We start from the raw sequence: 13537 nt of genomic DNA on the forward strand, positions 1-13537 counted from the left end.
CCGCCGTGTCGATCGTCAATCTGCAACCGCGCCGGCCGGACGCGCAGGAGAGCGGCCTTGGTCTCCTGGAAGACCGCATCCGCGAAGAACTGGCCTATATCAACTATCCGCCGAAGAACTGGGTGCCGGAGACCGTCCATCCTGTTCACGGCAAGGTCAGCGACGTCGTCATCGTCGGCGCCGGCATGTGCGGCCTCGCGGCCGCCTTCGCCATGCGCCAGATCGGCCTGCTGAATTTCCGCATGCTCGACGGCAAGGCGCGCGGCACGGAAGGCCCGTGGATCGACTATGCGCGCATGGAGACGCTGCGCTCGGAGAAGACTCTGATCGGCCCCTCGCTGCGCATGGCGAGCCTGACCTTCCGCGCCTGGTACACCGCCCAGCACGGTGTCGCCGGCTGGGAGGCCCTCGGGCGCATCCCGCGCCCTCTATGGATGGACTACCTGACCTGGTACCGCACTGTGCTCGACCTGCCGGTCGAAAACGGCGTGCGGCTGACGCGCATCGAGCCGTTCGAGGGCGTGCTGAAGCTCCATGTGGAAGGCGCGGCGCAGCCCTTCATCCTCACGCGCAAGCTGGTGCTGGCGACCGGCCGCAACGGGCTCGGCGGCGTGCGAACCCCGGATGTGGTGGCGGGGCTGCCGCGGCATCTATGGGCGCATTCGGTGGACCCCGTCGATTTCACCCGGCTGGCCGGAAAGCGCGTCGTCGTGGTCGGCGCCAGCGCCTCGGCCATGGACAATGCCGCCACCGCGCTGGAGAACGGCGCTTCAGAGGCTCGCATCCTAGCCCGCCGCCCGAAGATGCTGGGCATCAACAAGATGCGGGCGGTGGGCGTCGATGGCTTCACCTATGGCTATCCGGCGCTGTCGCCGGAATGGCAGTGGAAGATCAAGCGCTATACCGAATCCTACCGGTCGCCGGCCCCGCGCCCTTCTGTGCTGCGCGTCAGCCGGCATCCGAACGCCTATTTCCACTTCAGCTTCCATATCGAGCGGATCGAGGATCACGGCGACACCGCCGTCGTCGTGGCGAAGGACGGCCGGCGCATCGCCGCCGACCTCGTCATCACGGCGACCGGCTTCGACGTCGACGTCACCCGGCAGGCGGAGATCGCCGACTTTGCCGAGCACATCGCGCTCTGGCGCGACCGGCTGCCGCCGGCGATCGGGGATGAGGACGAGGAGCTCGAGCGCTACCCCTTCCTTGGCCCTTCGTTCGAGTTTCTGGAGAAGACCCCGGGCGCGGCCCCCTTCCTGAAGGACATCCACTGCTTCAATCACGGGGCGACCATGAGCCTGGGCCGCGTGAGCAGCGACATTCCGCAGGTGAGCGACGGCGCGATCTGGCTCGCCCACCAGCTCGCCTCGACGCTCTTCGTCAGCGACGTCGAACGGCACTGGCAGGCCATCCTCGCCTATGAGGACAAGGAACTCTACGGTGACGAATATCGCGACGCCGACGCGGCGGACGACCTCCAAGGATCCATCGGAGCTTCAACGTGAAGTACAATAATGTCGGCTCGAGCGGGCTCAAGGTTTCCGAACTCTGCCTGGGAACCATGACTTTCGGTCGCGAGACGGGAGCCGAGGAGGCGCGCGCCATTCTCGATGCGGCGCTGGCGGCCGGCGTCAATTTCATCGACACCGCCAACACCTACGCCAAGGGCGCCTCCGAAACGCTGATCGGGGACTTGCTGCGCGACCGGCGGCACGAGGTGGTGATCGCGACCAAGTTCGGCAATCCGGTCACCCCGGCCCCGAACAATGGCGGCACGTCCCGCGCGCATATCCTGCGGGCGGTCGAGGACAGCCTGTCGCGCCTGCGCACCGACTATCTCGACATCTACTACGTCCACCACATCGATCCCGATACGCCGCTCGAGGAGACGCTTCGCGCGCTGGACGATCTCGTGAGGCAGGGCAAGGTCCGGTATATCGGCTGCTCGAACTTCGAGGCGTGGCGGCTGCTGGAATCGATCTGGATCAGCGAGACGCGCAACCTCGCGCGCTTCGTCATCTACCAGCCCCAATACAATCTGCTGGTGCGCGACATCGAGGACGAGATCATTCCCGTCGCGGAACGCAAGCAGGTCGGCGTCGTGCCGTGGGGACCGCTGGCCGGCGGGCTGCTCACCGGCAAGTATCGCGGCATCGGCGAAACGCTTGCGGGCACGCGCTCGCAGGATGGGCAGGGCTTCAGCAACCGCATTCCCTTCCTGTCCCCCAACAGCGAGGCGACCCTTGGCACCCTGCTGGACGTGGCGGCGGAGCTCGACCGTTCCCCGGCGAGTGTCGCCATACGCTGGCTGCTGGAGCAGCCCGCCGTGCCGAGCGTGATCCTCGGCGCCCGCACGCTCGAGCAGTTCAGCACCAACCTGGCCGCCAGCGGCTGGCGTCTGCCGGCCGAGGCCCTGGCCCGGCTCGACGAGGTGTCGGCCCCGACTCCCCGCTATCCGAAGGATTCCGAGTTGTCGCGCAAGCACCGGCCCGCATGAGCTACCGCCCAGCATGAGGCCCGCCGCCGGTTCGGCCGGCGGCGACCATCGCATGAGAGCGCGACGATACGCGCGAAAAGCGCTCGCTTTATATCTCTACAAATCTAGTAGATATATATATGAAATCATGCGAAGGATTATGACGCGAACCGGTTGGCCCGCGCCCTGACAGAATGGAGGCCCATGTGAGCAGATTGAAGATCGTCGGCCTGAGCGGAGGGCTCTCCGCGCCGTCGCGCACGCTGTCGCTCGTCGAACTCGTCGTGGAGCGCATCGCGAACGCCGCTTCGGCCGCCGGGCTCTCCAACGAGACCAACGTGATCGACATTGCGGCGCTGGAGGATATCGGCCATCTGCGCGCCCGCCCCGGCAGCCCGGACGTCGAGGCGGCACTGCTCGCGGTGGAAGGGGCGGATTTCCTCATCGCCGGCTCCCCGGTCTACAAGGGATCCTATTCCGGCCTGTTCAAGCACTTCGTCGATTTCCTCGACTATCGCGGCCTCATCGGCCTGCCGGTGGCGCTGCTGGCGACCGGCGGCAGCGACCGGCACGCATTGGCGATCGAGCACCAGTTGCGGCCGCTCTTCGCCTTCTTCCAGGCCCAGCCGCTCGGCACCGGCATCTTCTTCACCGAGCGTGACTTTGCCGATGGCGTCGTCGCGGCGGGGGCGTCGGAACAGCGCCTGGATCAGCTCGTTTCCGAAGCCGTGCACGCTCTCGCGGCACGCGGCCGCCAGCAGATCTCCACGGCAACGGCGGCCTGAGATGGCCCTGGCCGAACCCCATGCCGAGTCCGATGCCGGCGTTGTCGAAACGCGGAAGGCGAGGCCCCTCGCTTTGCCTGTGGCGGCGGTCGAGGCGCGCCTTGCCGGCTGGGTTCTGCCCGTGCTTCTGCTCGCCTTGTGGGAATATCTCTCCCGCATCGGCGTGATCGCGCCGAATGTGCTTCCGGCCCCCTCGGCGATCGCGCAGGCCGGCTGGGTGGCGCTGAAATCCGGTGAGCTTCTGCGGAATATGGGGGTGAGCACGCTGCGCGCCCTCGCCGGCCTTGTCGTGGGCGGCGTCATCGGCCTCGCCTTCGGCATCGCCAACGGCCTGTCCGGCCTGTCGCGCCGCTACACCGACACGACGCTGCAGATGATCCGCAACGTGCCGCACCTGGCGCTGATCCCGCTGGTGATCCTGTGGTTCGGCATCGACGAGGAGGCCAAGCTCTTCCTCGTGGCGCTCGGCGTGTTCTTCCCGATCTACATCAACACGCTGCACGGTGTGCTCACCGTCGATCCGCAACTGGTCGAGATGGGGCGGGCCTACGGGATGTCGCCCCTCACCCTGTTCCGGCGGGTGATCCTGCCCGGCGCGCTGCCGTCGATCTTCGTCGGGCTGCGCTTTGCGCTCGGCATCATGTGGCTGACGCTGATCGTCGCCGAGACCATCGCCGCCGATGCCGGCCTCGGCTACATGGCGATGCAGGCCCGTGAATTCCTGCTGGTCGACGTAGTGGTGCTGGCGATCCTCATCTACGCGCTGCTCGGCAAGCTCGCCGACGTGCTGACGCGCTGGCTCGAACGGCTTTGCCTGCAATGGCATCCCGCTTTCCAGACGCCGCGGGAGTGAGCCCGATGACCATCGCTCCCGCTCCCAGCAGCTTCAAGCTCCCCGATACGCCGCGCGGCCTCGGCCTGCGGCTGGAGCGGGTCGGACGCAGCTTCGGCACCAAGCGGGTCCTGGAGCAGATCGACCTTGCCATCCCCGCCGGGCAGTTCGTTGCCGTCGTCGGCAAGAGCGGATGCGGCAAGTCCACCTTGCTGCGCCTGATCGCCGGACTTGACCGGCCGAGCGCCGGCCGCCTGCTGTTCGACGGACCGCAGGAAGGCGCGGCAACGCGCATCATGTTCCAGGAGCCGCGTCTGCTGCCTTGGGAGCGTGTGCTGGCCAATGTCGAGGTGGGGTTGCCGGCCTCCGTGAAGGGCGAGGAGCGTCACGACCGCGCTCGCGCCATCCTGGCCGAAGTCGGTCTCGCCGACCGCGCCGGGGAATGGCCCGCAGTACTGTCCGGCGGCCAGAAGCAGCGCGTGGCGTTGGCGCGCGCGCTCGCCTCCGGCCCACGACTTCTCGCCTTCGACGAGCCGCTCGGCGCGCTCGACGCCCTCACCCGCATCGAGATGCAAACCCTCCTCGAGCGCCTCTGGCGGGAGCAGGGCTTCACCGCGCTCCTCGTCACCCATGACGTCGCGGAGGCGCTCGCCTTGGCCGACAGGATCGTGCTGATCGACCGGGGCCGGATCGCGCTCGATCTCGATATCGACCTGCCGCGCCCGCGCCGACGCGGCTCGGCCGAGCTCGCCGCCCTCGAAGGGCGTATACTCGACACGCTGTTTTCATCCTGACGTCCGAACGCCAACACCGAGAGACACAGATGACCGCCGCCCTCACCCGCCGCACCGTTCTCGCCGGCACCGCCGGCCTTGCCGCCGTGCTCGCGGCGTCCGGACGACACTCCGCATTCGCCGCCGGGACGGAAGTTCGCGTCGGCTTCCAGAAATACGGCACGTTGGTGCTGCTGAAGGGCCGCGGCATCCTCGAGAAGAAGCTGGAACCGCTCGGCGTCTCGGTGAAATGGGCGGAATTTGCCGCCGGCCCGCAGATGCTCGAGGCGCTGAACGCCGGCGCCATCGACATCGCCCAGACCGGCGAAGCCCCGCCGATCTTCGCGCAGGCCGCCAGCGAGAATCTCGCCTATATCGCCAACGAGCCTCCGGCACCGAAGGGCGAGGCGATCCTCGTGCCGCATGACAGCCCGATCCAGTCGGTGAAGGACCTCAAGGGCAAGACGGTCGGGCTCAACAAGGGCTCGAACGTGCACTTCCTGCTGGTGAAGGCGCTGGAGAAGAACGGCCTCGCCTATTCGGACATCACCGTGAAGTTCCTGCCGCCGGCCGACGCCCGCGCCGCCTTCGAGAAGGGCGCCATCGATGCCTGGGCGATCTGGGACCCGTTCCAGGCGGCGGCCGAGGTCGCGATCAAGGCGCGTACCCTGACCACCGCGGAAGGGATCGTGCCGAATTACCAGTTCTATCTCGGCGCGCGCAAATTTGCCGAGGCCAATCCCAAGGTGATCGGCCAGCTCATCGAAGCGATCCGCGAAACCGATGACTGGATCCAGAAGGATCCCGGAGCGGCCGTCGCCGAGCTCGCACCCTCTACCGGGATACCGGCGCCGGTGCTGGCCGTCGCGGTCGCCCGGCAGAGCTTCGGCGTCGCCCCGCTCACCGACAAGGTGATCGCCGACCAGCAGGCCGTCGCCGACACCTTCTTCGCCCTCGGTCTGCTGCCGAAGAAGATCGTCATCGCCGACGCGGTGCTTCGCAACGGGCTGTAGTACCGGGCGGCCCAGCTCGACATTTCTGCCGCCGCCGAGAGGCCAACGACCAGCGCCGCCTCGGCGGCCACGGTCGACGTGCCGCCGCGCCGCTTCCGAAGCGCCGACATCACCGGCATACGAGACGCGGCAGGCTGGATCCGTGCTGATCCTCGAAGGGCTCCGGTGAGGAGAACCCGCCCCGCTGACCGATGAAGACGGGCGCGCGCTCCGCCGTCGCGGAACGCCGGCCTCGCGATCCGGAAGCAGCCGAGCAGCAGCGAGCGGGCGGGCGGCCTTGCCGCCCCTTCGACCCAGCGGCGCGCGCGACGCATCCTTCCACAGGTCCGACCGGCCGCCGACGCCTCGAAGCGGCGCGCGCGGGAGCGCCGTGTCAGCAGGATGAGAGAGGCGGCACGTCGCCCGCATCGGCTCATCCGCAACAGGAACGCCCGCAACCGGCGCACCGACACCGCGTCATGCACCGGCTGGCGTGCCGGCAGCCTGGCCAAGGCGATTGCGAAGGCCAGCCTGCCGGCACGAAGCCCGTGGTCATGAGGCCGCGACGATCTTCTCCGCGTCCGCCGCCGCCCGCGCCGGAGGTTCGAGGCCGAGGCGCTCCCTCAACGTCGCCTCCTCGTAATGCGAACGGAAGATGCCCTTGCGGCGCAGCAGCGGCACCACATGATCGACGAAGATTTCGAGGCCGTCGGTCACCACGTCCGGCATGAGATTGAAGCCATCGGCCGCACCGGCCAGGAACCAGTGCTCGATATCGTCGGCGAGCTGCTCCGGCGTGCCGACAAAAAGACGATGCCCCGTACTGCCCCCGAGAATGCGCACGAGATCGCGCACGGTCAGCCGGTCCCGGCGCGCAAGCGCGAGCGTGGCCGCCGCAAAGGTCTGCATGCCGTCGGGCGGCGGTGCGAGATCATCCGGCAGCGGCGCGTCGAGCGAGAGCCGGTCCGGATCGACCTGCAACAGCCCGGCGACGCGGGCGACCGCGTAGACCGGATCGATCAGCTCGAGCAGTTCCCGCTGCCGACGCAACGCCTCGGCCTCGGTGGAGGCGAGCGTGGTCCCGAGCCCCGGCAGGAAGACGATGGGATCCCGCCGCCCCAGCGCATGGGCGCGCGCCCGCACGTCGTCGGCGAAGGCGATGGCCTCCTCCGGCGTGTGGGCTACCGAGAAGATGGCGTCGGCATGCAGCGCCGCCAGATGACGGCCGTCCCCTGAGCCGCCGGCCTGCACGATCACCGGCCGTCCCTGCGCCGAGCCCGGCACTGAAAGCGGGCCGCGCACCCGAAAATGCCGGCCGCGATGTTCGATGGGATGCACCCGCGACACGTCGACGAAGCGTCCGCTCGCCTTGTCGCCGATGAAGGCGTCCGGTTCCCAGCTGCCCCACAGGGCCTTCACCACCTCGGTGAATTCGGCGGCGCGTTCGTAGCGGTCGGCATGCGCCGCCGCGCCGTCGAAGCCGAAATTGCGCGAGGCGCCGGAATCCGCCGTCGTCACCACGTTCCAACCCGCGCGCCCGCCGCTCACCAGGTCGAGCGAGGCGAAGCGGCGCGCCAGGTTGTAGGGATCGTTATAGCTGGTCGAGGCGGTGCCGATCAGCCCGATATGCGAGGTCGAGGCCGCGATGGCGGTCAGGATGACCGTCGGCTCCAGCGCGTTGAAGGGCCGGTATTCCGGTCGGTCGGAGAAGCTCGGCGTGTCGGCGAGGAACACCGCGTCGAAGGTGCCGCGCTCGGCGGTGCGGGCGGCGCGGATATAGTGGCCGATGTCGAGGAAGTCCCGCGCATCGGCCGCCGGTGCGCGCCAGGCTCCGCTGTGGAAGCCCGAATTGAGGATGTTGATGTTGAGGTGAAGCGTGCGTGCGCTCATCGCCGTGCTCCCGTTCTCAAAAGAAGCCCAGCGACGGCAGGCGCGTGCCGTTGATCTCATAGCCTCCGACCGCAAGCGCCTTGTAGCTGGCGGGATTGTGCGAGGCGAGCGTGCGCGCGTTGCGCCAGTGGCGGTCCAATCCGCGCTCGCGCAACGCCGCCGAGGCGCCGCCGACATCGAACAGCGCCGTGGTCGAACGCAGTGCCAGTTCGTCCACCACGATCTTGGCCTTGGCGGCGATCAGCGACGCCTCGTGCGCGCGCTCCTCGAGATCGGTGCGTCCCTCCGCGCGCGCGATCGAAACCCGTTCGAGCGCGTCGGCCGCGGCGAGCACCGCGAGTTCGGCCGCGAAGGCGTCGCTGGAGATACGCCCGATGGCCTGCAGCAGGATCGGATCCTCGACGGTCCGCTCGCTCGGTGCGAAATAGAAATTGCGCCCGCGCCCCTTCAGCAGCGTGGCGGCATCGCGCTCGGCCGCCTTCAGGATGCCGACGATGATCGCGGTGACATAGACCTGTGCGAGCGTCGAGGTGAACGGCAGCAGATAGGGCGGATTGCCGCCATCCGGCAGCACCTCGCGCGGCTGAACGGCGACGTTGTCGAACACCGTGGTGCCGCTGCCGGTGACGCGCTGGCCGATGCCGTCCCAATCGTCGATCCGCTCGATGCCGTCACGATCGGTCGGCACCACGATGGAGGCCCCGCCCTCCCCCGGAATGGTGGCCCGCACCAGCACGAAATCGGCGTAGAACGTTCCGGTGCTGTAATATTTGCGGCCGGTCAGCCGATACCCGTCGCCATCGGGCGTGAGCAGCGTGCTGAAGTCCGAGGCGCCGCCGGTCTGCTTGCGATCGAGCTCGGTGCTGGCGAGGCCGAAGATCGCGCCGTCCAGCACGGCGCGGCGCCATTCAGCCCCGCGCTCGTCGGGTCCGGCAACGAGGAACCTCTCCACGAACAGGAAATGATTGCGGAAGATATGCGCCACATTGGCGTCGGCCGTGGCGAGCCGGATCGCCTGCTCGATCACCCCGCGCAACCCGGCGCCGCCGCCACCCTCGTCGCGTGGAAGGCTCAGCGCGCCGAAACGCGCATTCTTCAGCTCCCGCAAGGCCTCGACGGGGTGAAGCCGGCTCCGGTCGCGCTCCACCGCACCTTCGGCGATTCGCTGGAGAATGCCCTCGAACGGATCCGCGCCGTCACCGGTTATGGGAGCGGCAGACTTGATGGAAGCAGGGGAAACGGGACTGGTCATGCGATGCGATCCTCGAAGCGGCGATGTGCAGCGGACATTTTTATAGTCTATATAATTTATATTTTTAATTGACAATCAAGACAAACCGGCTCCCCATACACCGGCCTCAGGCATCAGCCAGGCTGGAGTGTTTTTTCCCATGACGGCGACTTTCGATTTTGACCGCCCGCTGCTGCTGGACGGCGGCACGGGCATTGAACTGCTCAAGCGACGCGTCCCGATTCTTACCGATCTCTGGTCGGCGACCGCGCTTCTGCTGGCGCCCACCACCGTCCAGGCCGTGCATGCCGACTTCATCCGCGCCGGCGCCGATGTCGTGACCACCAACACCTATGGCGTGGTCCGCGACCGGCTGACGGAGGGCGGGCTCGGCGAGCGCTATGCCGAACTGAACCGCCTGGCCGGCGAATTGGCCAATCGCGCCCGCGACGAGGCGGGGCGAGAGGTTGCCATCGCCGGCAGCCTGCCGCCGCTTTCGCGCAGCTATCGTCCCGAGCTAGTGCTGTCCTTCGAGGAGTTGCTGCCGCGCTACCGCGAGCAGGCCGAACTGCTGGCGCCCTATGTCGATGTCTACATCTGCGAAACGATGTCGAGCTCGGCGGAAGCGCTGGCGGCCGCCACCGCCGCCGTGGAGATCGGCAAGCCGGTCTGGGTTGCCTTCTCGCTGCACGAGGATCATTCGGGCCGCCTGTGGAGCGGGGAGACGGTGACCGAAGCGGTGGAGGCGCTGGCGCATCTGCCGATCGCCGCCTTCCTCGCCAATTGCTGCCAGCCGGAAAGCATCGATGCCGCGCTCGGCGAATTCGGTGCGCTCGGCAAGCCGTTCGGCGCCTATGCCAACGCGTTCAAGCCGGGCCTCAACAAGCGCACCGGCTACAAGGACCGCACGCTCGATCCCGGCAACTGGGATGATTACGAGAGCCAGTCGGCACCGCTGCGCGACGATCTTCCGCCGCAGATCTTCGCCGACCATGCCCGCCACTGGCACGCCGGCGGCGCACGCATCTTCGGCGGCTGTTGCGGCGCCAGCCCGGACCACATCGCCAAGCTGCGCTGGGTCGTCGACGAGATCGCTTCCTGACCCCCTTTCATCACGGATTTCCTCTATGTCTGCTTTCGATTTCTTCCGGCCGACGCGCCGCACGGTACTTGCGGGTGCCGCGGCGCTCGGCGGCACCCTCGCGCTCGGCACGCCGGCGGTACGCGCGGCCGGCGACACCAAGACGCTGCGCATCGCGGGCGGCGCCGCCGACGGCCCCAACTCGACCCTCGATCCGGCGCTCACCGTCGGCAGCGGCGCCAACCAGGCCCGCCTCACCCTCGTCTATGAGCGGCTGGTCACGCTCGACGAGAGCTTCTCGCCCAAGCCACAGCTCGCCGAATCCTGGTCCACCAACGACGTCGGCGACGTCTGGACCTTCAAGCTGCGCCCGAACGTGACGTTCCACGACGGCAGCCCCTTCACCGCCAAGGACGTTCTGTTCACCTTCAACCGCATTCTCGATCCGGCGCTGGGCTCGCGCGCGGTCACCGTGCTCGCAGCGATCGATCCGGCGAAGATCCGCGCCGTCGACGATCACACGGTCGAATTCACCCTGCGCCAGCCGGTGGTCGAATTCCCGCTGCAGCTCACCCATCGCATCGCCAGCATCGTCCGGCAGGGCCAGACCACCGAGCAGCTCAAGACGGCCGGCATCGGCACCGGCCCCTTCAAGGTGGAGCGCTTCGTGCCGGGCGAGGATCCCAGCATCTTCCTCCGGCATCCCGGCTACTGGCAGCCGGGCAAGCCGGGCGTCGACCGGGTGGAGGTGCGCACCATTCCCGAGGAGGCCGCCCGCATCGCCGCGCTCAGCTATGGGCAGGTCGACATCGTGCTGGAGCTGCCGCTGGTGGGGCTGCAGCGTCTCGAAAGCGATGCCAACGTCAATGTCGACACCACTCGATCCTCGCGCTGGTTCGGCTTCGCGGCGTTTTCCGACACGCCCCCCTTCGACGATGTGCGCGTGCGTCAGGCGCTGAAGCTTGCCGCCAATCGCGAGCAGTTGCTGCGGGCCGTCACCGGCGGGCGCGGCGTGGTGGCGAACGATCTGCCGGTCGGGCCCTGGCAGAAGTTCGCCCTGCAGACCGAGCAGCGCAAATACGACATCGCGGCGGCGAAGAAGCTGCTGGCCGAGGCCGGTCATCCCAACGGCATCGACGTCGACCTTCACACCTTCCAGGGCACCGGCCTTTCGGAGCTCGCCGCCGCTTACAAGGCGCAGGCGGAACCGGCCGGCATCCGCATCAACATCGTCACCTCGCCCGCCGCCGACTTCTGGACCAATGTGTGGCTCAAGAAGCCCTTCGTCACCACCTCGTGGGACGCCACCACGGTCGATGACGCGCTGACCCTCTCCTTCCTGTCGAATTCGAAGTGGAACGAATCCCACTGGTACAACAAGGCCTATGACGCGCTCATCGCGGAAGCGCGCCTGACGGTGAACGAGGAGAAGCGCGCCGAGATTCTGGCGCGGGCGCAGGCCCTGCTGCGCGACGACAGCGGCACGGTCATCCCGTTCTTCGTCGACACGATCAGCGGCAGCCGCAAGGCGGTGAAGGGCTGGAAGCGCCACCCCAAGCTCGAGTCGCAGGACTTCACGGGAATCACCATTGATGGCTGAGGCCGTGCGGCGCCTTGACGAGATGAACCCGCTCCTGTGGCTGGTCCTGCGGCGGGTTCTCCTGTCGTTCGTCTCGTTCCTCGTGGTGTCGGTGATCATCTTCACCGCCGTCGACATCCTTCCCGGCGACACCGCTCAGCGGGCGCTCGGACGGGAGGCGACGGCGGAGTCGGTGGCGATCCTGCGCAGCGAGATGCGCCTTTCCGATCCGGCCATCGTCCGCTACGGGCGGTGGCTGGGCGACTTCGTGAGCGGCGATCTCGGCACGTCGATGGTGTCGAAGCGGCCGGTGGCCGATTATCTCGTCCCACCGCTGCGGCACACGCTGCTGCTCGGCGCCATCGTGCTCGCCGTCCACATCCCGCTCAGCCTGTTCCTCGGCCTGGTCTGCGCGCTCACGCGCGACACTCCCCTCGATCTCGGACTTTCGGCGCTGGTGCTGGTGGCGATGTCGGTGCCCGATTTCGTGGTCGGCATCTTCCTGATCGTCGTCTTCTCCGTCGAGCTCGGCTGGTTTCCGCCCCTGGCGCTGATCGATCAGGCCACGTCCTGGACCGACATGCTGTACATGCTCACTTTGCCGATCCTCGCCCTCAACGCGGCGATGACCGCCTATGTGGTGCGTCAGACCCGCGATTCGATGATCGAGGTGCTGAACTCCGACTTCGTGCGCGTGGCACGGCTGAGAGGCCTGCCTCCCCTGCAGATCGTGCTCGCCCATGCGCTGCCGAGCGCGCTCGGTCCGGCGATCAACGCCATCGCGCTCAATGCAGCCTGGCTCGTGGGCGGCATCGTGGTGATCGAGGCCGTGTTCAACTATCCCGGCCTCGGGCGACTTCTCGTCGAGGGTGTGCGCTTCCACGACGTCCCGATCATCCAGGCCATCGCGCTGATCCTGTCGGGCACGCATATCGCGCTCAATCTGGCGGCCGACATCGGCACGACCCTGCTCAATCCCAAGCTGCGGACCCGGTCGTCATGAGCGACAGCAAGATCTTCGCCGAGTGGATCGCGGCGGCGTCCGTTCCGCCCGCCCGGCCGCGCCGCAGCGGCACGCGCGCTTTCCTCGCGCGTCTGCCGCGCGCCGCGCGCGTCGCGGCGCTGGTCCTGCTCGTCTATGCCCTCGTCAGTGCGCTGGCCCCGTGGCTGGCGCCCTTCTCGCCGGCCGAGATCTTCGTCGGCGCCCCCTTCGAGCCGCCATCGGCCACCCATTTTCTCGGCACCGACGCGCTCGGCCGCGATGTGTTCAGCCGCGTCCTTTACGGAGGCCGCACGGCGCTGCTGATGGCGGGGGGCGCGGCGCTGCTCACCACCGCCGTCGGCGGTGCGCTCGGCCTCGTGCTCAGCTATTGCGGAGGCCTCGCCGACGAGATCGGCATGCGCTTCCTCGAAGTGCTGGCGAGCATCCCCTCGGTCATCCTCGCGTTGCTGGTGGTGGGCGCGCTCGGGCCCAGCATCGCGGTGGTGGTCGTCACCGTCGGACTGCTCGCCGTGCCGAGCTCGACCCGCGTGGTACGGGCGGCGGCACTGGCCTTCGTGGCGGAGGATTTCGTGCTCGCGGCGCGAGCGCGGGGCGAAGGTCGCCTCGCCATCGCGCTGCGCGAGATCCTGCCCAATGTCGCGGGCACGCTGCTCGTGGAATTCTCCATCCGCACCGGCTGGGCCGTCATCCTCATCGGCGCGCTGGCCTTTCTCGGCTTCGGCGCCCCGCCCCCCACCCCGGACTGGGGCGCGATGATCAATGAGGGGCGCGGCGGCCTCGACGCCTCCATCTGGCCGGTGGTCGCACCGGCGGCCGCCATCGCGGCGCTGGTGCTCACCGTCAATCTGCTGACCGACGGCATCGCCCGCGCCCTCGGGCCGGCACGTTAGGGAGC

Annotated in this window: 12 protein-coding genes; 10 read left to right on the forward strand and 2 right to left on the reverse strand. The window is 68.1% G+C overall.

The genetic code is table 11. The features are described from left to right. The first annotated feature begins 5 nt into the window (after positions 1-5). From LGR54_RS08495 to LGR54_RS08520, 6 genes are all read left to right on the forward strand, one after another. The gene (locus LGR54_RS08495; RefSeq protein ID WP_370638167.1) at positions 6-1505 is read left to right on the forward strand and encodes an NAD(P)-binding domain-containing protein; all 1500 of its coding nucleotides are present in this window, start codon (positions 6-8) and stop codon (positions 1503-1505) included. Further along, positions 1502-2497 carry an aldo/keto reductase gene (locus tag LGR54_RS08500; RefSeq protein ID WP_230361541.1) on the forward strand — a complete coding sequence of 332 codons (996 nt, stop codon included), beginning with the start codon at positions 1502-1504 and terminating at the stop codon, positions 2495-2497. The genes LGR54_RS08495 and LGR54_RS08500 overlap by 4 nt, the downstream gene beginning before the upstream one ends. A 185-nt stretch (positions 2498-2682) precedes the next feature. Continuing rightward, the gene (locus tag LGR54_RS08505) at positions 2683-3261 is read left to right on the forward strand and encodes an NAD(P)H-dependent oxidoreductase (RefSeq protein ID WP_230361542.1); all 579 of its coding nucleotides are present in this window, start codon (positions 2683-2685) and stop codon (positions 3259-3261) included. Position 3262: 1 nt separating this feature from the next. Further along, positions 3263-4114, forward strand: a complete 852-nt coding sequence (locus tag LGR54_RS08510; RefSeq protein ID WP_230361543.1) for an ABC transporter permease subunit — start codon at positions 3263-3265, stop codon at positions 4112-4114. 5 nt (positions 4115-4119) lie between these two features. Further along, entirely contained in the window at positions 4120-4887 is a 768-nt protein-coding gene (locus LGR54_RS08515; protein ID WP_230361544.1) for an ATP-binding cassette domain-containing protein, read from the forward strand. A 29-nt stretch (positions 4888-4916) separates the two neighbouring features. Beyond that, a complete protein-coding gene (locus LGR54_RS08520) occupies positions 4917-5879 on the forward strand; it encodes a sulfonate ABC transporter substrate-binding protein (protein ID WP_230361545.1) in 963 nt (320 codons plus the stop codon). Positions 5880-6410: 531 nt separating this feature from the next. On the opposite strand, the gene LGR54_RS08525 is transcribed toward LGR54_RS08520, so the two are convergent. Both LGR54_RS08525 and LGR54_RS08530 read right to left on the reverse strand, forming a co-directional pair. Continuing rightward, a complete protein-coding gene (locus LGR54_RS08525) occupies positions 6411-7748 on the reverse strand; it encodes an LLM class flavin-dependent oxidoreductase (protein WP_230361546.1) in 1338 nt (445 codons plus the stop codon). A 16-nt stretch (positions 7749-7764) separates the two neighbouring features. Beyond that, positions 7765-9000 carry an acyl-CoA dehydrogenase family protein gene (locus LGR54_RS08530; protein ID WP_230361547.1) on the reverse strand — a complete coding sequence of 412 codons (1236 nt, stop codon included), beginning with the start codon at positions 8998-9000 and terminating at the stop codon, positions 7765-7767. A 139-nt stretch (positions 9001-9139) separates the two neighbouring features. Here LGR54_RS08530 and LGR54_RS08535 point away from each other — a divergent pair, with 139 nt between their 5' ends. From LGR54_RS08535 to LGR54_RS08550, 4 genes are read left to right on the forward strand one after another with little or no spacing between them, the layout of a single operon-like run. Continuing rightward, positions 9140-10081 (forward strand): homocysteine S-methyltransferase family protein, encoded by a 942-nt coding sequence (locus LGR54_RS08535; RefSeq protein WP_230361548.1) that lies wholly within the window; start codon positions 9140-9142, stop codon positions 10079-10081. Between the two features lie 25 nt (positions 10082-10106). Further along, the gene (locus tag LGR54_RS08540; RefSeq protein ID WP_230361549.1) at positions 10107-11660 is read left to right on the forward strand and encodes an ABC transporter substrate-binding protein; all 1554 of its coding nucleotides are present in this window, start codon (positions 10107-10109) and stop codon (positions 11658-11660) included. After that, a complete protein-coding gene (locus tag LGR54_RS08545; protein ID WP_230361550.1) occupies positions 11653-12642 on the forward strand; it encodes an ABC transporter permease in 990 nt (329 codons plus the stop codon). The genes LGR54_RS08540 and LGR54_RS08545 overlap by 8 nt, the downstream gene beginning before the upstream one ends. Next, positions 12639-13532 (forward strand): ABC transporter permease, encoded by an 894-nt coding sequence (locus LGR54_RS08550; RefSeq protein ID WP_230361551.1) that lies wholly within the window; start codon positions 12639-12641, stop codon positions 13530-13532. The genes LGR54_RS08545 and LGR54_RS08550 overlap by 4 nt, the downstream gene beginning before the upstream one ends. The last annotated feature ends 5 nt before the right edge of the window (positions 13533-13537 follow it).

Source organism: Ancylobacter sp. Lp-2 (assembly GCF_020523795.1).
In the GTDB taxonomy this organism is placed as follows: Bacteria; Pseudomonadota; Alphaproteobacteria; order Rhizobiales; family Xanthobacteraceae; genus Ancylobacter.

Coding starts and splice junctions, on each gene's coding strand:
- LGR54_RS08530 (WP_230361547.1), bottom strand. CDS start 9,000: ATGACCAGTCCCGTTTCCCCTGCTTCCATCAAGTCTGCCGCTCCCATA.
- LGR54_RS08535 (WP_230361548.1), top strand. CDS start 9,140: ATGACGGCGACTTTCGATTTTGACCGCCCGCTGCTGCTGGACGGCGGC.
- LGR54_RS08510 (WP_230361543.1), top strand. CDS start 3,263: ATGGCCCTGGCCGAACCCCATGCCGAGTCCGATGCCGGCGTTGTCGAA.
- LGR54_RS08525 (WP_230361546.1), bottom strand. CDS start 7,748: ATGAGCGCACGCACGCTTCACCTCAACATCAACATCCTCAATTCGGGC.
- LGR54_RS08520 (WP_230361545.1), top strand. CDS start 4,917: ATGACCGCCGCCCTCACCCGCCGCACCGTTCTCGCCGGCACCGCCGGC.
- LGR54_RS08545 (WP_230361550.1), top strand. CDS start 11,653: ATGGCTGAGGCCGTGCGGCGCCTTGACGAGATGAACCCGCTCCTGTGG.
- LGR54_RS08540 (WP_230361549.1), top strand. CDS start 10,107: ATGTCTGCTTTCGATTTCTTCCGGCCGACGCGCCGCACGGTACTTGCG.
- LGR54_RS08515 (WP_230361544.1), top strand. CDS start 4,120: ATGACCATCGCTCCCGCTCCCAGCAGCTTCAAGCTCCCCGATACGCCG.
- LGR54_RS08550 (WP_230361551.1), top strand. CDS start 12,639: ATGAGCGACAGCAAGATCTTCGCCGAGTGGATCGCGGCGGCGTCCGTT.